This is a genomic window from Anaerohalosphaera lusitana, assembly GCF_002007645.1.
Taxonomy (GTDB): domain Bacteria; phylum Planctomycetota; class Phycisphaerae; order Sedimentisphaerales; family Anaerohalosphaeraceae; genus Anaerohalosphaera; species Anaerohalosphaera lusitana.
This window is the reverse complement of record NZ_CP019791.1, coordinates 254,866-272,880: the sequence shown is the minus strand read 5'-3', so window position 1 is coordinate 272,880 and position 18,015 is coordinate 254,866. Positions and strand designations below refer to the sequence as shown.

At 51.2% G+C, this 18,015-nt stretch carries 20 protein-coding genes; 17 read left to right on the top strand and 3 right to left on the bottom strand.

The features are described from left to right. Positions 1–269: 269 nt before the first annotated feature. The 15 genes from STSP2_RS01260 (at position 270) to STSP2_RS01190 (ending at position 13,327) form a co-directional block, all read left to right on the top strand. On the top strand, positions 270–1,817 hold the full coding sequence (locus tag STSP2_RS01260; protein ID WP_146659097.1) for a phage portal protein: 1,548 nt from the start codon (positions 270–272) through the stop codon (positions 1,815–1,817). A 63-nt stretch (positions 1,818–1,880) separates the two neighbouring features. After that, complete coding sequence (locus tag STSP2_RS01255) at positions 1,881–2,387, top strand: hypothetical protein (RefSeq protein WP_146659095.1); 507 nt, start codon at positions 1,881–1,883, stop codon at positions 2,385–2,387. Positions 2,388–2,469: 82 nt separating this feature from the next. Then, positions 2,470–3,624: an SU10 major capsid protein gene (locus tag STSP2_RS01250; protein ID WP_146659093.1), complete on the top strand. Its 1,155-nt coding sequence runs from the start codon at positions 2,470–2,472 to the stop codon at positions 3,622–3,624. A gap of 169 nt (positions 3,625–3,793) precedes the next feature. After that, positions 3,794–4,453 (top strand): hypothetical protein, encoded by a 660-nt coding sequence (locus STSP2_RS01245; RefSeq protein ID WP_146659091.1) that lies wholly within the window; start codon positions 3,794–3,796, stop codon positions 4,451–4,453. 69 nt (positions 4,454–4,522) lie between these two features. Next, the gene (locus STSP2_RS01240; protein WP_146659089.1) at positions 4,523–4,888 is read left to right on the top strand and encodes a hypothetical protein; all 366 of its coding nucleotides are present in this window, start codon (positions 4,523–4,525) and stop codon (positions 4,886–4,888) included. Position 4,889: 1 nt separating this feature from the next. Continuing rightward, positions 4,890–5,654: a hypothetical protein gene (locus STSP2_RS01235; protein ID WP_146659087.1), complete on the top strand. Its 765-nt coding sequence runs from the start codon at positions 4,890–4,892 to the stop codon at positions 5,652–5,654. Positions 5,655–5,678: 24 nt separating this feature from the next. Next, positions 5,679–6,473, top strand: a complete 795-nt coding sequence (locus STSP2_RS01230) for a hypothetical protein (RefSeq protein WP_146659085.1) — start codon at positions 5,679–5,681, stop codon at positions 6,471–6,473. 67 nt (positions 6,474–6,540) lie between these two features. Then, positions 6,541–6,867 (top strand): hypothetical protein, encoded by a 327-nt coding sequence (locus STSP2_RS01225; RefSeq protein WP_146659083.1) that lies wholly within the window; start codon positions 6,541–6,543, stop codon positions 6,865–6,867. Further along, positions 6,867–9,056, top strand: a complete 2,190-nt coding sequence (locus STSP2_RS01220) for a hypothetical protein (RefSeq protein WP_146659081.1) — start codon at positions 6,867–6,869, stop codon at positions 9,054–9,056. Before STSP2_RS01225 ends, STSP2_RS01220 begins: the two co-directional genes overlap by 1 nt. A 10-nt stretch (positions 9,057–9,066) precedes the next feature. Next, entirely contained in the window at positions 9,067–9,510 is a 444-nt protein-coding gene (locus STSP2_RS01215) for a hypothetical protein (protein ID WP_146659080.1), read from the top strand. A gap of 46 nt (positions 9,511–9,556) precedes the next feature. Next, positions 9,557–10,174 (top strand): hypothetical protein, encoded by a 618-nt coding sequence (locus tag STSP2_RS01210; protein ID WP_146659078.1) that lies wholly within the window; start codon positions 9,557–9,559, stop codon positions 10,172–10,174. A 19-nt stretch (positions 10,175–10,193) separates the two neighbouring features. Beyond that, positions 10,194–11,975 (top strand): hypothetical protein, encoded by a 1,782-nt coding sequence (locus STSP2_RS01205; RefSeq protein WP_146659076.1) that lies wholly within the window; start codon positions 10,194–10,196, stop codon positions 11,973–11,975. Then, positions 11,972–12,214, top strand: coding sequence for a hypothetical protein (locus tag STSP2_RS01200; RefSeq protein WP_146659074.1), 243 nt, complete (start codon positions 11,972–11,974; stop codon positions 12,212–12,214). The genes STSP2_RS01205 and STSP2_RS01200 overlap by 4 nt, the downstream gene beginning before the upstream one ends. 38 nt (positions 12,215–12,252) lie before the next feature. Continuing rightward, positions 12,253–12,831, top strand: a complete 579-nt coding sequence (locus STSP2_RS01195) for a hypothetical protein (RefSeq protein WP_146659071.1) — start codon at positions 12,253–12,255, stop codon at positions 12,829–12,831. A 169-nt stretch (positions 12,832–13,000) separates the two neighbouring features. Beyond that, the gene (locus STSP2_RS01190) at positions 13,001–13,327 is read left to right on the top strand and encodes a hypothetical protein (RefSeq protein ID WP_146659069.1); all 327 of its coding nucleotides are present in this window, start codon (positions 13,001–13,003) and stop codon (positions 13,325–13,327) included. A gap of 72 nt (positions 13,328–13,399) precedes the next feature. Here the strand turns inward: STSP2_RS01190 and STSP2_RS01185 are convergent, their stop codons facing one another. Further along, positions 13,400–13,603 carry a cold-shock protein gene (locus STSP2_RS01185; RefSeq protein ID WP_146659067.1) on the bottom strand — a complete coding sequence of 68 codons (204 nt, stop codon included), beginning with the start codon at positions 13,601–13,603 and terminating at the stop codon, positions 13,400–13,402. 303 nt (positions 13,604–13,906) lie between these two features. Here STSP2_RS01185 and STSP2_RS01180 point away from each other — a divergent pair, with 303 nt between their 5' ends. Both STSP2_RS01180 and STSP2_RS01175 read left to right on the top strand, forming a co-directional pair. Then, entirely contained in the window at positions 13,907–14,671 is a 765-nt protein-coding gene (locus STSP2_RS01180) for a 3-keto-disaccharide hydrolase (protein ID WP_146659065.1), read from the top strand. Between the two features lie 203 nt (positions 14,672–14,874). Then, positions 14,875–15,507, top strand: coding sequence for an MBL fold metallo-hydrolase (locus tag STSP2_RS01175; protein WP_146659063.1), 633 nt, complete (start codon positions 14,875–14,877; stop codon positions 15,505–15,507). A 71-nt stretch (positions 15,508–15,578) separates the two neighbouring features. Here STSP2_RS01175 and STSP2_RS01170 read toward each other — a convergent pair whose 3' ends face one another. Further along, on the bottom strand, positions 15,579–16,955 hold the full coding sequence (locus STSP2_RS01170; RefSeq protein WP_146659062.1) for a phosphomannomutase/phosphoglucomutase: 1,377 nt from the start codon (positions 16,953–16,955) through the stop codon (positions 15,579–15,581). Positions 16,956–17,176: 221 nt separating this feature from the next. Further along, on the bottom strand, positions 17,177–18,013 hold the full coding sequence (gene ablB / locus STSP2_RS01165; protein WP_146659060.1) for a putative beta-lysine N-acetyltransferase: 837 nt from the start codon (positions 18,011–18,013) through the stop codon (positions 17,177–17,179). Positions 18,014–18,015 lie beyond the last annotated feature (2 nt).

The following is an 18,015-nucleotide window of genomic DNA, read 5'->3' as shown; positions in this document are numbered from 1 at the left end:
CGATGCGTAGGGGGCAAGTCTTGTGGTGCGTGGGGACTCTCAGTTAGTAAAAGTTTGGCGTTGTCTGTATAGGGCGAATTGCGCATGTACTATCTTGCTGTTCGAGGGGGTTTTAAAGAATTTTATCTTCAAGCAGATTCGGTGGTTACGAATTTAGGAGCATTCTAAGTCAGTCCTGTTTTGACATCAATGGCGCAAGCTGGTGCAAAGGGTGAAGGCATTGGCAAAATGCGAAACGATGACAACTTTCTTTAGAGCAGGACGGGGACATGGGATTCGATTTTGGAAATTTTGGTAAGGTTCGGCCGAGCGAGTCGTTTGTTGACTGGCTGGTTGATGAGCAGTGGGTCGGAATCGGACAGCATTTCGGAAGGCTGTGGGAGTACTATAATAATCCCATGTACGACATCGGGACGGCGGGAATCGCTGAAGCGAAACAGAATGATGCCAGCAAGAATTATGTCCAGGGTCAGGAGTACGGTCTGCCGCCGCGGATTACGGGTATGTCCTACAGTGGGGCAGGTAACGGTCTTGTGGGCAAGCGTGTCGGCGGGATCGAGCGTAAGGAAGTTGTGATCGAGAACGATATCGCATGGCGGATCAATGCGATGGTGGATTTTCTTTTCGGCAAGGGAATAGATTTTGTCAGCAAGGCGTCGGAGCCAACAAAACGCAGAGAACTCGAGCAGATCATAAAGACTGTGTTTGCGGCGAACGGTGCGGCTGGCTTCTTTCAGGATATGGCAGTGCTCGGGAGTGTCTACGGCTTTGTGGATTGTGTAGTAAGGCCGGGAACGGAGGTCCTGCAAAAGGCGCAAGGTCTTAATGGCGGGGGAAGAGCAACTTCATCAAACTCCACTTCTACTTTCACTTCTTTTTCTTCAATTCTTGAATCAGCCTCCGGTATCGGTCTGGAGCTGATAGAGGCTCCGCGAGCGCTGCCTGTTCTGGATGAGAATGATTATCGCAAGATAGAGTTCTATGTGCAGAATTTTTATCAGCAGAAGAATGCCGTGGATGAGCATAGCGGTTTCTGGAAGATGCTCGGTGGTGGGACTGACGGTCGAAAACGCGACAGGGCGATGGTGACGGAGGTGATCGGTCGTGACTGGTGGCAGAGGTATGAGAACAAGGAGCTAGTTAGTGAGGGGGCGAATCTGCTGGGCGAGGTTCCGGTGGTGCATGTTCAGAATCTGGCGCAGCCTTATTATTACGAGGGGATCAGTGATGTCGAGCAATTGACGGGTCTGCAGGATGAGCTGAATACAAGGCTTAGCGATCGTGCGAGCAGGATCACTTTCCAGGCGTTCAAGATGTATCTGGCGAAGGGTATCGAGGCGGTGGGAGATAAGCCGGTGTCGCCGGGTCAGATGTGGTGTACGGATAATCTGGATGCGAGCATTGAGGCATTCGGCGGTGATGGACATACTCCGAGCGAGGATCTGCATATTTCGGAAATACGTGAGGCGATGGACAAGGTGAGCGGGGTGACGCCTGCTGTGGCGGGTGTGTTGAAGAACAAGCTGGGGAACCTGACGAGCGGTGTTGCGTTGAAGATGACGTTTATGGGGATGCTGGCGAAGACGGAGCGGAAGCAGTTTACGTACGGTGAGGGCCTGAAGGAGATCGCGAGGAAAGTGCTGGGCACGCTGGATATTCTGGGGGTTTACAAGACTTCGCGGGAGGAGAGAGAATTTGAGATAACTTTCCCTGAGCCGCTGCCGGTGGATGTAGGGGAGAAGATAAACGAGGCGAAGGCGAAGCTGGAACTGGGTGTGCCGCGGGAGCAGGTGTTCAGGGAGCTTGGATACGAGTAGGTTTGGTGGTTGGTGATGATGTCGAAAGATATTTTGTGATATTGGAAATTGCAGGAGCTAAATATGAGCAAGGCAGATGAGTTGAACAGAGAGGATGAGGCTGGGAAGGCTCAGGAAGATGATAAGCTGGTGCCGGTGAGTGAGGCGATCAAGTATCGCAAGCGGGCCCAGGCGGCGGAGCAGGAAAGGGCGGAGCTGGATGCGAAGCTGCGGGAGATGGTTGCGAATAAGACGAAGGTTGAACAAGATCTGGCGGAGATCAAGTGCGATCATGAACTTTCGCGGAAGCTGAGTGCGGCAGGGGCGATCGATCTGGAGGCGGCTGTGTTGATGGCGAAGAGCAAGCTGGCTGAGGATGAGAGCGGTGATGTGGAGAGTGTGGTCGAGAGTATGCGGCGTGAGAAGAGTTATCTTTTCGGCGGGGTAGGTGGTGTGGAGAAGACTGCAGGTGTGCGTGAGAAGGCAGGAGGCGGTAGGGGGAATCTTGAGAACCTTGCGAAGAGAGCGGTGAAGAGCGGGCGGAGATCGGATGTGCAGGAGTACCTGCGAGAGAGGCGAAAGTTCGTTTAGGTGTCGGCAGGGGCCGGGGCCCGGTGCAGCAGCGGCGGGTTGATGTAGTATTTACGAATGAGATTTGAGGAGGTTTTGAATTATGGCGTTTACAGGTAAGGCAACATATTCGGCGGGGACGACTCTGCCGGAGATAGCGGAAGATGTATCGGATCTGATCGGGATAGTGTCTCCGTATGAGACACCGGTGCTGGATGCATTGGGCGATCCGCTGAGGGCGGCGACGAGTCCGCATCATGAGTGGCTGGAGGATGAGCTGCTGCCGAACAAGGATTCGGTGAACGATGCGGCGATCAGTGACCCGACGGGCGAGACGGCGTTCGATGTGATGAACGGGACTCGGTTCCGTGTGGGCGACCAGATACAGATCGAAGGTTCTGGTGAGCTGATTCTGGTGACGGATGTGAGCGGGAATACGCTGAGTGTGGTTCGAGGGTATGCGGGGACGACGCCTGAGGCGGTAGCGGACGGTCAGGTGGTCAATATTCTGGGTAATGCGGCGCTTGAGGGCGACGACAAGCCTGCGGTTCGGTTTACCAATCGCAAGCGGTGCGGCAACTTCACACAGATATTTACGGCGGGTGTTGAAGTGAGCGGGACCGATCTTGCGGCGAGTCAGCTCGGGCTCAGTGACGAGATGGACTACCAGAAGCAGGAGCGGCTGCGTGAGCTTATTCGTGATCTGGAGAATACGGTGATCAACGGCGGCAGTCCGGTTGCGAATGCTCAGGGCAATAATTCTGTTCGCAGGACGATGCGGGGTATTTTTCAGAGTCTCGAGACGAACGTGTTTGCGGCGGGCGATGCGGGTTTGCCTGCTGGTACGGATCTGGATGAGGAGAAGATCAATTACATTCTTCGCAGCATCTGGGAGAACAGCAACGGCAATGTCGATCTGATCGTTTGCGGCGGGTTCCAGAAGCGGAAGATCAACGGGATGCTGAGCGGTATGCGTGAGTATGCTGCGAGCGATACAGTGTTCCGCGATATGGTCAGCATGTACGAGAGCGACTTCGGTGTGTGCAAGGTGGTGACCACGCGGTGGATGCCGATGGACAGTGTGCTGCTGCTGGATTCTTCGAGGATCAGTGTGCTGCCGATGGCGGGCAGGAGTTTTCACTTTAAGCCTTTGTCGAGCAGCGGTGACTATGAGTGCGGCGAGCTGATCGGTGAGTATACGCTGGAGCTGAAGAATGAAGCGGCGCACGGTCTGATTCGTGGTCTGAGCACGAGTTAGGAGGAGCAACGCGAGGAGGAGTCCGGCTGAGGAGGATGGCTTAAGCGGCCGGTGGTTTTGCATGGGAAACCGTGCAAGCCATAGGAGCAGGGCGGCGAGTATGAGTTGTACTGCTTCTATGGTTTTCACGGCGGTGGCTTGATGAAAGGTTTTTGCGAGGAGGTGTGCTATGGAGATGATTTGCAGAGATGCTGACTTGGTTCGGTATGAGCCGGTTTTGTTTGGCGACTGCGGTATTGTGAGCCAGACGATATGCGGCGGTGAAGGCGGGGTCATTGCTGGTACGAGTTTTACGGTTGCAGGTGCAGATTTTGTTAGCGGAGGTGTTGAAGCGGGGCAGGTGGTGCATCTGTATTCTGCTGAGGAAGGAATCGACGGTGTGTTCGAGATCGTGGAAGTCGCTGGAGCGGAGGAGCTGATGATCTCGGTGATAAGGGCCGACGATGAGAATGGGGCAATATGTGATGTTGTGGGCAGTGAAGTGCGGTACAGTATTGTTAGTTATGCAGCTCAGATACGAGATGTCACATTTGAATTGACGAAATATTTTGGACTGGGGCCTGGTGACAGTTCAAGCGAATATGGTCTTGCGGACGTGATCGATACCGGTGACCTGCGGAGGGCTTGTGTATTCGCAGTACTTGCGGGGATCTATGCGACGCTTGGCAGGCAAGCGGGCGATGCGAGCGGGCACTGGGAAAAGAGTCTATTTTATCAGCGAAAGTTTGAACGAGCGAGGGAGGCGTGTCGGATCGAGCTGGATTCGGATGGCGATGGTGTAGGGGAAGCTGAGATCAGCGGCGGGGGTTTTCGGCTGCGAAGAGGATGAGATCAGAAGCCGCTTTAATAGTTTCCAGCTTAGATGTGGTGTGCATGAATTCAGAGAGGATGCGGGGTGATGGACAAGATTACTTTTGACAGCAGGTTTACGTGTCATTTGATGCGTGTTGATGTGGGGGCATGGCAGAGGGATTACGCTGAAAGAAAAGCGGCTGGTCTGAATGGTTCTGCAGTGCAGCATCTCGGCAGGCGCAGACGTGATATCGGTGTGGTGGTAAAGTTGAAGGAGCCGTCAAGGGCGAAGCTGAAGAACAGCCTGGGAATACTACGGGCAATGGATGATGGTGGGGTTCATGAGATAGCGATACAGGGCGGGACGGTTTATGAGGATGTGCTGCTGGAAGATTTTAAGGTTGGTGATCCTGTGGTTGGCGGCAGCGGTGTGAGTTGTCAGGTCGAGATCAGCTTTGTTCAGGTGCGTTGACATGTTTTATAAAGACGGAATAGACAGGGTCAGGGCGTTCGGGATCGCGAGCGGATACGGTGAGAACGGAGCGGGGAGAGAGGTGCCATATGCTGCTCTTGTTAAGTGGCAGTCTCAGCACGGAGATAAATTGCACCAGGTCTATGTGAACGGCGAGCTTGCGGGGGTTAGCTCTGACTGCGGGGTACGGCAGATGGTTGTGGGGCTGCCTGTCTGTTTTGAAGGGCCGGTGCGGATCGAAGTCGTGGCGGTTGATCCGGGAGAAGGGTGGAAGCAGTTCGATGTCTGTGATGAGCCGGGTTCATTGAACGGACGAGTCGAGTTGAGGTGGGTGAAACTGCATGGGCTGCCTTATGAGGGACGTTATGAAGTTTATATGGCTGTCGATGATGAGGTGGTGGATTTTGATTCGCAGCCATTTGATGAAGGCCCGATCTGGCGAGGTCCCTGGGAGAAGGCTGGTTTTGGGCTGGACGGATTCGGCAGCGGCGGTTTTGGTTTCGATGCGGGTAACGCTTGCGGATTCGGGAGGGGTTGTTTTGGAGAAGGTGAGTTCGGGCTCGATGCGGAAGAGTTTAGATGGGTGAGCGACGAGCTCGGGACGGGTAAATATCGGTTCGGTGTGAAGTTTCTCGATGTATGGGGCGGCGAGGTATGCAGAATGACAAGCGATGAGATTACGATCATACGAAAGTGCCGGGGAGTGAAAAAGATTAGGCTGATTGAGCAGTCCGATGACGGATCGCTGAAAATAGCTATAGGTTGAAAATTGAATTGAGGAGATGGAGATATGTCTGAGGTTTATCCGAGTGATAATGAACTTTTGAATCTGATGTCTGATGAGGATACGGGTGTTGAGTACATTCCGACGGGGGCTGCGCCGTATTACCTGCACTTCCGTAAGCTGCTTTACAGATTGCTTCTTGCGACCAAGCGTGCGAACGATCTGCGAGTGTTTGCGGAGGGCGGTCTGGAGATCGGGGTTAAGCCCGGCAAGTACTGGTCAGGGACGAGTCTGATCGAATACGGCGGTTCGGTAGGTAATGCTCTGGCGGATGAGCAGGCGAGCATATTCGTATATCTTGATTCGGCGGGACAGTTGGTGGTGGATGAATATGCGGCATTTCCCGATATGTCGCAGGAGGTGCATGTGAGGCTCGCAGTGGTCAGGACGTCGGGCGGGGAGGTCGTCGAGATCACTGATGCGAGGGATCACCACAGCATAAGTGTGCCTGCTATGAATTCGGCGAGCAGCGGTGTGGGTACTATCGAAGGACACACTGTGAATGATCTGCTGACGGCGGATGATAGCGGCAGTGTTCATACGAACAGCGGAGCGACTGGGCCGGTCACTTTGACGCTGCCTGCAGGTGCTGCGGCCGGCACACGGTTTGGATTTGCGGTGCAGGCATCGCAGGTACTCTATGTGGATCCGGGTGCGGCGGCAATCCTGGATGACTGCGGACAGACAGCGGGTAAGAGTAAGTATGCAAGTACGTTGGGAGAGTGCATCGAGCTTATGGCGGATGCAAACGGTGACTGGGTGACGATCAGTAAGCGGGGCGTCTGGATGGAAGAAGCGTGATATTGATTTTGTTCGTGTCGGCTGATGGTCGGTCATAGAAAATACGGATTCTCAGGGGCTGAAAAAAATGTACAGAAATGAAATGGTCAGACATGTCAGGCAAAAAGTTATACGGGGAGAACTGTCGGCTGGGGATGTTGCGGTCATGAGCCTGGAAGAGCTTGGGCAGTTGTTCGAGAGGGGGTCTGTTTCGATGGCTGATTCGGAGTGCATCAAGCGGCATGCTGTAAGCGCGGATGGGGTGCGTCGAAGTATGCAGCCCATTGCCGATGTTTCGAATCAACTGGAAGGCGGGAGCAGAGCGTGGTTCCGTGAGAATTATCCGGATGCTGTCTACGGGGTTGACGGACAGGTGGTGACGATCAATCTTGCCGGTGTAGAGGAGGAAGTGTAATGGGACTTTGGGATCATAGATGCTATTTTGCGAGCAAAGACGGTTCACCGAATGGCGAGGGGAGCGAGACGAATCCATTTGATCTGAAGACATTGCTTGCGAGTATGGGCAGATGCAAAATGGTGATTGAGATCAGTCGGTCCGGGGATGTTCCCGGGAGCGGATACTGGTATGTCACCGGTGACGGAGTTAACAGTGAATTGATAGCATGGGACGATGATCCGGCTGGGATAGAGACTAAGCTTCGCGGATGGTGTGATAATATTGCCGGGTTGGAATTTGTTAGCGTATCGGGCGGGCCGTATGGTATTGGTTTAATTACGTTAGTTGTCATTGCTCCCTACAGCGAATGGGAGTTGACAGTTTATGAAAGCGGTATGAGTCCGGCTGGTACTCCTACGGTGGTTCATGATCCTGGAGTGGTGAAATGTAAGGGCGTGGTTAAGGCTGGTTTTTATGATCCGGTTGATCTTGGCGGACTTTTATGCACCTTGACGGGAGGGAATGCTGACAGGAATGAGATAGCTGAGCTGATCGGTTATCGTGAAAGCTTCGATCTGGTCACGGAGAAAGGTGACCTGGACGGTTTGAGTATGCTTGAAGGTGCCGCTGCGGTGTCACTGCCGGACGCTATGGTTGTCAGCGGTTTTTTGAGCGAAGGTGGTAATCTGATCAATAATTCAGAGCTGGACCAGTGGTTGAGTGATGACCCGGTCGACTGGATAGTTTCGGGTGAGGTAGGTTCTAACCAGGTAACCGAGGATCCGTATGGCGCGAGGATGCTCAGTGATGGTGGGTATATTTCGCTGAGCCATACAGTCAGTGACATCGGCAAGTTCAAAATAGAATTACAAACATCGATCAGCAGCGGCAAAATACGGCTCAAGGTAAGACATCTGGACGGTTCAATCGAAGATGTGTCAGGGATCATATCTTCGAGCGGTACGACAGTAGTTTATTGCGAGGATGTCCAAGAGGTCATTGTAGAAAATGCATCTGCGTGTGATGTGGTTTTGAGCAGTTGTGAAGTCTATAAGATGGACGGTCCGAGGGGTATATACGACTGGTATGAATCATTTGACGGAGGAGATGCCAAAGGGCCGGGTTACTATAATGGCCAGCGAGTGTATCGAAGTCGTTCTCAATTTTTATGCCCCGACGAAATCGATCGTAACTGGGCTCTGTGGCATGAAGGTTATGTCGGTGGATATTACATCTGGCGATTGACGCCTGAAACAGGAATCGGTTTGCAGTCGAGTGACGGCTGGTATTGGCGGGGAGATGCGGACGGTTATGAAAGTATGTACTTTCCGGTTGTAAAGGGCCCGCTGCAGTCGAGTATTGGTTATGCAACTGTTACACCGGCCGAGCTGCATGTTGGTGATTTGCCGGTGATTGACGGCTGGGGGAATACAACAGACATCTTTGATGTGGCGGGTGAGCAGATCGTTGGCTTTAGAAATCTTCATTTTACGAATATGGATTCAATTGGCGAAGGGCACTTTTTAACCAGCAGCACCGTGGGCGGCGTCAGAGCGAAAGGTTGTGCATTCACCGGTGCAGCGAGGGTGAGCGGGGGCGGGCCATTGTTTTCGACCATGCGTTTTGAGAGTTGCTATTTTGCCGCTATCAGTAAGAACATGATCAATAATCAACAGGCTGAATCAGTGAACGAAGTTCGCGGATGCTTGATTCGGGTTCGTGATGGTTACAATGCATTGAGACCAATGGGAACGGTTTTGTTTGAAAGAAACATTGTTACCGACGCGAGCAGGGTCATAAATATATTCGGGCCTGCGGACATTGTCTACATCAGGGATAATACAATCTTGGGTGCTAGTACGTGCGTCGTGGATATGTGGCGAGATTGCAAAGTTATAGAGGAAGGTAATATCATCGTCGATGCTTTGTGCGTTTACTGGTGGCCCGAAGAAACGAGTCGAGGGACCTTACTCAAGAGCGAAAACAGTTGTCTGTTCAACAGCGGCTATGCGATCAGCGCGAATCCGGAAGTTGTGCTGCCCTGTGTTCCGGACAGCTATGTGCAGACTGATCCGAATCTGCTTGGGGTAGTCGCCCAGAACAGAGATGTCAAGGTGCCCTATGAAATGGGTGCTTTCAAGCAGGGTTATAAATCAATCGTGAGGTCCAGGCCGGTGAATCTGGGCAGAATGTCAATAGTGAAATAGGAGGTGAGACATGGCCAATGCAATGATCGAACTGCCGTTCTATGTTTCAAGAGCGGGTGAGCCCTTAGAAGGTGCAGCGGCTGGAATGAGTTTTTTAAATTTGATGACGGTCGGAGGTGTTGACAAATCAGGTAGTCAGCCAATGATCGAAGAGATCGGCGGAGGGTGGTACAAATTCAATGTGGCGTATGGGACCGCTCCGTTTGATGAGGGTGATCTGGTTGGTGTAATAGATGCTGACGCAGGTGGTTCGCTCGGTCTTTGTTTGGAAGAGCGATATATACCTGTCGAAGCTCGTTTGGATTATTACGCTCTGAACCGATTGGTATGCAGGATGAGCCAAGACAAGCTGAACGGTGATATGGTATTGAAGAACCTGGACGGTGAGGGCATGCTGATGCTCAAAATCGTTGAAGGTGAAAGTCAAGTTGAACGCTTGCCGGAAGTTGTGTGAGATGATGGACAGGAAGTTTTTTGACAGTTTGTTTGAAGGAGACTCTTTGGCCGGCATTAAGTTGGCAATGGGTCTTACGGGCGGGGATTTCTGGGCGAGGCCGCAAGGTTGTGTCATTCTGTGTATGAGGGATGCTCGTTTTGAAGATGAGAAACTTGGGCGGGTATTCAATTCAAATGCAGAGGAGTTTGTGCTATCTGAGATACGTCCCGAGGCTGTCGGTAATATGATCTATGCATATGTACGGCGAATCAATTTCTGTGGTCAGGAGGAGGCCGGGCTCGATGGGTGCATTTGTCTTATTGCGGATGAAAATGGAAAATGGGTGAACGTGCCTGCACATGGGGTTCTGGATATTACTGCGGTTAGAGAGAGTTCTGCGAATATCCAACTACAGATCCTGTATATTTCGTCTGAAAATGTTACGGCCAGGTTCTATGTTTATGACGGTTCGGCAACTGAAGAGAATAAGATAGCTGAAGAGGAACTTGGTCGTTCGGGTGTTCATAGTTTCAGAATCGTCCTGCCGGATGAACAGACAAGTGAGCTGCAGCTTATTCTTGTCAATGACGAAGGGGCGATCTTGTATCGGCGAGATGTGAGTATTCAGAAAGCAAAAACGATGCAAACAGAGATTTATGGGATAACTGCTGAATCGTCTTAATTCGTAACCGGAGGATGAGATGGATAATAAAATAGATTTTACGATGGCGAACGAACATTCGGTTCTGCTGCAGCCGACAGCGCTGGCAGTTTTTATCGATGGTCAGTTGAATGATAATTTGACTGTGTTGGAGATAGACAAGCAGTCCAGTCCAGACTTCAGTAGTGCTGTCGTGTCATTCACTGATGCATTGGCAATTGAAGAGGGGTTGCTTTATAAAGGCCAAAGGCTTTCGATTTGCAGATGTTACAATGGCGGGCTGGGTTATGACTCATCTGAGCTTTTCAGTATTTTCGAAGGGGTGATCGTAAGTATAGATCGGCATATCAGTGACAGAGAGTTTGCCCTTCAGATAAATGCCCGTGATATGTCTGCGGTGCTTGAGCAATTGATGGTTTGCGGCAGACGGGTCAAGCTGTTGGATGGTAAAACTACATTCGTTTACGACGAACCCGTTGTATTCAACAGGGCCGGTGTAGGCAATCGGTCGAATGAAATAGTAGAGCATGGCGGCTATCAATATTATGTTTTTGACTGCGACGAGTCTTCAGCCAGCCAGTGGAGCTGTGCTCAGGCAATTCACTATATACTCAGTGAGTACCTTGTCCCGGGTGAACTTCAGTTGCCCATGTTGGCCGAGCTTGAGGAAGTTTTTAAGGGCAGGACATTTATTGATCTGGAGGTGGGCGGCCGTTCTGTTGCAGAGAGTCTGCTGATTTTGTGCGAAAAGGCAGGTGTGCGGTTCAGGTTTGTTTCGCGACTGGACAGTGATGGTCCAGCGTCAGGTATTGTCTTTTACAAAGATAAAGCGTGTCGGAGGTATTCGCTCAATCTACAAAATCCCGGTGCTTCAATTGATCTTTCAAAAAGCAATATACTAAAGATCGAAAAGTCTGGCTGTGACAGGCCGGTGACGCATTGCCAGGCGGTGTACGGCGAGCGCAAAAGATTCGAAGCAACGTTTGATCTTATACGTGGATGGGATCCTGCAAAAGAATCACATACGAATGAGGTCTATTCGACAACGCATTCAGACTTTGAGCAGTTTAGCAATGTCTATCGGAAGTGGTGCTTGAACGAGTCTGGTATGTATAGCGGCGAACCTTATAAGCAGGGCGAGGCTTACAGTTTTTCGCGTTTATTCGGTATAGAAACAGTTTTGCCGAAAAGTCGAAGGTTCCTGGAGACAGTGAGCAAATTGCCTGGCTCAGATTCAACGGGCTATTTACTCGAAGTGTCTTATGACGCTGGGTTGAACTGGCAGCAGTATCTGGAACCTTATGAAATCCTGAGTGACGAATGCGGAGTGTGGCTCAGCGGGGAGACGCTTGGAACGCAATTCTGGCAGGCCGAGCAGTCGGGAGCCTTGAGGTTTCGAATGACTGCCAGTGTTGAAAGCGATGAGAGACTGACAGGCTCATACGCGGACGGTCCGGTGGGTGGCCTTGTACGAATAGATGATCATGTGGAATGGTGCGAACAGGATTTCCGTTTCAGGAAGGTGAGCCATCTGAGTGTGCTTGAAGGGTCCGAGGCTGACGAAGTCGATGACACCTGTGCGATCCAGCAATATGCGCGAGAGAAATGCCTGGGACGTTCAGTTGAGCAGAATTCGCTAGAGATCGAATCGCCCCATATTATACCCGGGATCGAGCCGGGTGATAGGGTTTTGTTTTCGGGCAGTACTTCCAATCTGTTAACAATGGACGATGAAATTGTCTATGCTGTGGAGCGTGTCCGATATGACCTGATCGATCAAATTACGAAGCTTGCAGTTTTAGGCAAAAGGGAGGTTGGATGAGTAGTGAAAGATGGACAATGAACAGGCAGGTGAATTTGTCTTTTCTGCTGCAGTTGTTGTGTCTTGCGTCCTTGATAATTGGAAGTTGGACCAACATTCAGAATCAGCTCGAAGTACTTCAACGAGATGTTTCGCGACTCCTTCAAAAGAGTGAGCAGTTTCACGAGAGAGTGCAGCATCTCAATGAGCAAAGCATCGCGCTTGACTACAGGCTGAGATCTGTTGAGGAAGATAGATAAATTTAGTTTGATTGAGAATTATTGAGAGGAGGATTGGTATGAGAATGTGTCTGTTGTTTTTGGTAATGGTTATTTTTATGGGCGGCTGCGATAATCTCAGGTTGGCGGCAACTGAAAAGATGAAGCAGAATGCGGCATTACACGAGCTTACGGTTGCTCAGGCTGCGGAAACTGCCAAACTGGAAGGGGTGTCTGAGGAGCTTTGCGGCCTGACGGAAATGGCTCATTCACAAAGCAGGGCTTTTGTAGCGGACTATGGAATGCCCGCGGAATACCCCGTGGTCAACAGTCTGGATGATTTACTTGGAGAGAATACACAGCGATTGGCGGAACAGGCTGTGAATGATTCGAGCCGGCGTCTCGATCCATGGGGTTTTGCTGACGGCATTCTGGAGATAGGAATTGGCATTGCCGGCCTGGCTGGTGGGGTATGGGGAGTTAGGGCCGCTTCCTTTTTTGCCCAGGCAAGGAACAAGGCGAATGCGCTCAAAGAGATAATTGAAGGCAATGAAGCGTTCAAGGCTCAGGATTCCCAAATGTCTGCGGAATTTAAGAAAGCCCATCGCCACCAGTCCAGGCAGACTCGAAAGCTTGTTGCCGAAATTAAAAACGGCTAAATGCCGGCGGAGAATAGGGTTTCGGTTTAATTGTCAAAAAGCATGAAAGTGATTATGAAATGAACTTGACATAGTAGTCAATTACGGTAAGTTCAATGCGCGTAGTGTAACGAGAGATTAGTTCATTGCACGTGCAAACGGCACGTCAGTATCGCGGGGAGCTTCTGGTATGTGCAGCAAAAAATACAGTTCGGTTTATGATGCCGGTGACGAATACCTGGATGAAGAAAATTTGGACTCGGACGAAGAACTCGAAGAGATCGCAGAACGCAGCGAAAAGATTCTTAGCGAAGGCGCCGGCACAAACCCTGAATCAGGAGATGATCTCGATGAAGGGTACGAGTCTGAAGACGAGTTTGACGAAGATGAGCTGGATGAAAGATATGCCGAGATAGATTTCGGGGATGACAGCTTTGACGAGGACGAATTCGGCGGAATGGATGACGATTTTCCAGAAGATCTGGGAGATTTGGGTCTCGATGACTTTGACGATTGATCTTTCAGGTCCGATCAGCGCATAAAAAAAGAGCTCTCCATCTCTGGAGAGCTCTTTCTCGTTCATGGCTTATTAGGCAGGTGATACATTCTTAGCACACAAGCCCTTTCGTCCCTGGCCAACCTCGAAAGTGACTTTCTGGTTCTCCTTGAGGGTGGAAAAGCCGTCCATCTGAACTTCTGAGTAATGGACGAACAAATCATCGCTGCCATCATCTGGAGTGATGAATCCATAACCCTTTTGGTCACTGAACCATTTTACTGTACCTTCATTCATTGTGATTCTCCTTCGGCACAAGATGTGCCATACTACTTTGCTCTCAATCAGTATTCTAGCAAGGCACTCTCGAGAGCTAAGAATGTGACCCGCTATCCAATCTCTGAGAATTATACCACTTTTCGCCAAGTGTACGCATCATAAAAATAGCTATTTTGTATTTTTTTCTCAAATTCTTTCTTTTACGAAATTTGGTTGAAGCGTTATCTTGAAAGCGATATAACCCAATAGGCGAAATGTCGCCTCGAATTTTACGGTAGCGGTGCAAGTGGGTTCAAGTAATTTCAGAATAAGGAGAGAATTATGAGATGGTGCTTCAGGTCGGTTTTAATGGTGCTTTTTGTGGTGGCTGGATGCACAGGATTGACTCTAACTCAATCGAAATGGAAGGTACATGACCCTGACAGGCCCTTGCCGGACACTGTCAAGCCGGCGAGCTGCAGCACACAGGAAAGCGCGGGTGAGGCGCCGGGGGATGCGATAATTCTTTTCGATGGCGAGAATCTGTCCAAATGGAGCTCAGTCAAGGGCGGCGGACCGGCGAAATGGACCGTCAAAGACGGCTATATGCAAGTCAAACCAGGTGCCGGCGATATAATCACGAAAGACAAATTCGGTGACTATCAACTGCATCTAGAGTGGGCAAGTCCAGAAAATGACAAAAACGGCGGTCAGGGCAAGGGAAACAGCGGTGTTTTCCTGGCCAATAACTACGAGATCCAGATTCTGGACTGTTACAACAACCCAACTTACGCCGACGGTACAGCGGGAGCCGTCTATGGGCAGAGCCCGCCGGCAGTCAACGTCTGCCGCAAACCCGGCCAATGGCAGACCTATGACATCGTTTTCCACGCTCCAGAATTCGAGGATGGTAAAGTTACCCAACCCGCTACGGTAACGGTTTTCCACAATGGCGTGCTAATCCAGGATCACTGGGTTATCAAAGGTATGACGCTTTGGAAAAAGAGACCCTACTACAAGCCGCATGCTGAAAAGATGCCAATCCGGCTGCAGGATCATAGTGATCAGGTGAAGTACCGTAATATATGGCTAAGACCTCTTGACTGAGGTAGTCTTCACGCAGTATTTCCAGGGAGTATGGCACACGGCCGTACTCCTTTTCTTTCACTGAAACTCCTGATTTGACAGCTTATAAGCCATTGGTATTGCTATGGGCGTCGGGCATTCGGTGCAGCTTGATTTTTTAGCTAGACCCTATGCTCGGCTGCTGGTAAACTCTCGGGTCTGTTAGTTTTTAAGGAGAGAATCCAGTGCTGATCGAACAAGTTGTACTCGGCGTTTTTGAAACGAATAGCTACATATTGCGTGCTTCAGCGGAATCGAAGGATTGTGTTGTAGTGGACACCGGGCTTGACGCTGGACCGCTAATGAACATGCTTGCAGCGAAAAGGCTGAATCCTCTGGCTATCCTGCTGACGCACGGCCACGCGGACCACACCAAGGGCATTGATGATCTGCGCCAGAAGTACCCCGATATCCTGGTCGTCATGCACAAAGACGACGCACCGATGCTCACCAGCCCTGTCCGAAACATGTCCGTACTTGCAAAAGATATAATCACGCACGAGCCGGCAGATATACTCATTAAGCAGGAGGGGCCGATAGAGTATGCCGGCCTGAAGCTCTATGTTCTGCACACACCTGGTCATACTCCAGGCGGCGTATGCTTCTATTCGGAAGATGACCATGTCATTTTCGTAGGGGACACCCTCTTCCATAACGGCATTGGCCGAACGGATCTGCCCGGCGGCAACCACGACCAGCTCATCGAGAGCATAAAGTCAAAGCTGATCCCCCTGCACGACAAAACTGTCGTCTATCCCGGCCACGGACCCAAAACAAGCATCAAGGAAGAGAAACAGTTCAATCCTTTCCTTGCTTGAGCCCGTATTGAGCGGCGCATAGAAAAGGGCCGACTCATCACAAGCCGGCCCAGGTTCTACATATCACCCGCTTAATGAGCCACAGGTTTGCCGAGGATACCTTCAATATCCGTCAGTACTTTATCGAGCTGTTCGTCGGTGCTTGCTTCAACATTCAGCCGTAGCAGCGGCTCCGTATTCGAAGGCCGGCAATTGAACCACCAATCCTTGAATTGGATCGTGATACCGTCCAGATCGTCGATTTTTCCGCTGGCGTAAACCTTTGCCAGCTCTTTCATGGCGGCTGCTTTGTCTTCGACCTCAAAATTGATCTCGCCAGAGCTATAATATCGTCGCAACGGGTCGATAAGCTCGCTGATCTTCTTATCCGATGTGCCGAGGATATTGAGCACGTGAACAAGCGTTATCATGCCCGAATCGGCGTAGAAGTTGTCCTTATAGTAGAAGTGTCCGCTGAGCTCACCGCCGAATACCGCGTGTGAATCCCGCAGCGTCTTTTTCATAAAAGCGTGCCCGACACGTTCGCGGCGAGGCGTACCACCATGCTTGATGATTTCTTCCTGAACGACATGACTGCTCCGCAGGTCATACACGATTGCCGAGCCCGGGTTCCGCTCAAGGAAATACGGCACCATCAGCGCCGTCAGCAGATCACAGCCGATGGTCTGGCCCTTCTCGTCCACCATGATCAGGCGATCCGCATCGCCGTCAAAACATATCCCGCAGTCGCAGCCGTTTTCGACCACTGTTTGCTTGAGCTCCGCCAGATTCGCTTCGACCAGCGGGTTGGGCTCATGCTTGAAAGTACCGTCATGCTTGAAATTTATCGGCAGTATATCAACCGGAACATCACCAAACAGCTCCGGCACACTCTTGCCTGCCATACCATTCGACGCGTCCACCGCGATCTTGAGGCCCTTGACTTTCGGATTCAGGAACTTCAGAACATGCTGCCGGTAAGCATCCCAAAGCGTGCATTTCTCGACCGAGCCGTCGAGCCTGCCCTTTGTATGCAGCAACGCTGTCGCGATATGTTTGATATCCTTCAGCCCGGTATCTCCGCCGATCGGCTTAGCCTCCAGACCAGATATCTTGAAACCGTTATACTGCGCCGGATTGTGCGATGCCGTAACCTGCACTCCGCCGCACGTACCCAGATGATTGATCGCGAAATACATCTGCGGCGTATCGATCATCCCGATATCGATCACATTCGCCCCCGTAGCATTCATGCCCCGAATAAGAGCATCCACCAGCACCGGGCTGTGTTTCCGCATATCATGTCCCACGCACAGTGACTGAGCATTTGCCATGCCTCTTTCGTATCCACGCAAGAGCGAACGAAGGAACTGCGCCGTTCCGTAACCTATCTTCCAGGCCGACTCCTCGTCAAGCTGCTCAGGATAAAGACCTCTGATGTCATACGCCTTAAAAATAGAAGGATCCATGCCGTGCTCCAATATAAACCAAAGTCATTGTTCCATCACCGCAAGCCGCAAAGCCTCACATAAGGGCTAATACGACCCGGCATCAAGCCCTAAGTTTAAGGCCGCAAACCATGTATGTCAATAAGCATCACTGTACTAATCAGCCCCTGCGCACAAAAAAGGCCCGCGCCAAAACACGCGAACCTTGAGGTTTTCCAACTAAAATATTGGTTTCAGACAGCCTACAGCTTCTTGTACCACACGTTCATGCTCTCGATCTGTCCGCAGATCGCCGTATTGTTCACCAGCGTCCCGCCGAACTCGTACCCGAGCTGCGAGAACGTGATATTCATCCCCGGCGACATCGCCCGCGCGATCGTATAGGCCATTTTCAGTCCCTGCTCCTGCATGTCCTTTTCCATCGTCGTCAGCAGCTTCTTCGCCAACCCTTTCTTGCGAAACTCCGGCAAAGTTGCAAAGTCCGTCATTTCCGAATTCTTGCCTTTCACGTCCATCTCGGACGAAGCAAGCGCCGCGATCTTCCCGTCAACCCGCACCGCGTAGTACTGCACATGACTTTCAGCCGTCTCCTTCAGGTATGCCGGATCATGTATCGGGAACGGATACGTCGCGAAAACGGTCTTATATACTTCCGCCATCTCATCGAAATCCTGATCCGTCGTCCTGCCTATGTCCAGCTCGGGCTCGATCACGATATTCTTCGCCGTACCTGCCTTTTCCTTCGCCAGCTTGAGATTCTGAGCGATGACCTTCACATTTGGATCGTTGCTTCTGCGTTCATCGAAATATTTCGCCAGAAATACCGCCTTCTCGCTGCCGTCATAAAAGTCCGGCACAGTCGCCTCGGTCACGTAACCGCGCGAGAGGAAGTCGACCCCAAGCTTCATCGGCACCTTCACGAATATCTTGGTATAACCGTTCTTCTTCGCCAGCTCTTCAATATCGCCGATAATGTCCGGCAGATCCTGCTCCGCCAGTTTCATCAAATATACACGATCACTGCTCTTGCCGTGCTGGATCAGTGAATTTCTAAGAATTTCAGTCTTGTCAAAACTCATTC

Bases quoted from the DNA above. Each gene is read 5' to 3' on its own strand.
- STSP2_RS01230 (WP_146659085.1), top strand. From the start codon at position 5,679: ATGTCTGAGGTTTATCCGAGTGATAATGAACTTTTGAATCTGATGTCT.
- STSP2_RS01215 (WP_146659080.1), top strand. From the start codon at position 9,067: ATGGCCAATGCAATGATCGAACTGCCGTTCTATGTTTCAAGAGCGGGT.
- STSP2_RS01190 (WP_146659069.1), top strand. From the start codon at position 13,001: ATGTGCAGCAAAAAATACAGTTCGGTTTATGATGCCGGTGACGAATAC.
- STSP2_RS01235 (WP_146659087.1), top strand. From the start codon at position 4,890: ATGTTTTATAAAGACGGAATAGACAGGGTCAGGGCGTTCGGGATCGCG.
- STSP2_RS01180 (WP_146659065.1), top strand. From the start codon at position 13,907: ATGAGATGGTGCTTCAGGTCGGTTTTAATGGTGCTTTTTGTGGTGGCT.
- STSP2_RS01255 (WP_146659095.1), top strand. From the start codon at position 1,881: ATGAGCAAGGCAGATGAGTTGAACAGAGAGGATGAGGCTGGGAAGGCT.
- STSP2_RS01260 (WP_146659097.1), top strand. From the start codon at position 270: ATGGGATTCGATTTTGGAAATTTTGGTAAGGTTCGGCCGAGCGAGTCG.
- STSP2_RS01200 (WP_146659074.1), top strand. From the start codon at position 11,972: ATGAGTAGTGAAAGATGGACAATGAACAGGCAGGTGAATTTGTCTTTT.
- ablB (WP_146659060.1), bottom strand. From the start codon at position 18,013: ATGAGTTTTGACAAGACTGAAATTCTTAGAAATTCACTGATCCAGCAC.
- STSP2_RS01205 (WP_146659076.1), top strand. From the start codon at position 10,194: ATGGATAATAAAATAGATTTTACGATGGCGAACGAACATTCGGTTCTG.
- STSP2_RS01250 (WP_146659093.1), top strand. From the start codon at position 2,470: ATGGCGTTTACAGGTAAGGCAACATATTCGGCGGGGACGACTCTGCCG.
- STSP2_RS01195 (WP_146659071.1), top strand. From the start codon at position 12,253: ATGAGAATGTGTCTGTTGTTTTTGGTAATGGTTATTTTTATGGGCGGC.
- STSP2_RS01170 (WP_146659062.1), bottom strand. From the start codon at position 16,955: ATGGATCCTTCTATTTTTAAGGCGTATGACATCAGAGGTCTTTATCCT.
- STSP2_RS01225 (WP_146659083.1), top strand. From the start codon at position 6,541: ATGTACAGAAATGAAATGGTCAGACATGTCAGGCAAAAAGTTATACGG.
- STSP2_RS01245 (WP_146659091.1), top strand. From the start codon at position 3,794: ATGGAGATGATTTGCAGAGATGCTGACTTGGTTCGGTATGAGCCGGTT.
- STSP2_RS01185 (WP_146659067.1), bottom strand. From the start codon at position 13,603: ATGAATGAAGGTACAGTAAAATGGTTCAGTGACCAAAAGGGTTATGGA.
- STSP2_RS01220 (WP_146659081.1), top strand. From the start codon at position 6,867: ATGGGACTTTGGGATCATAGATGCTATTTTGCGAGCAAAGACGGTTCA.
- STSP2_RS01240 (WP_146659089.1), top strand. From the start codon at position 4,523: ATGGACAAGATTACTTTTGACAGCAGGTTTACGTGTCATTTGATGCGT.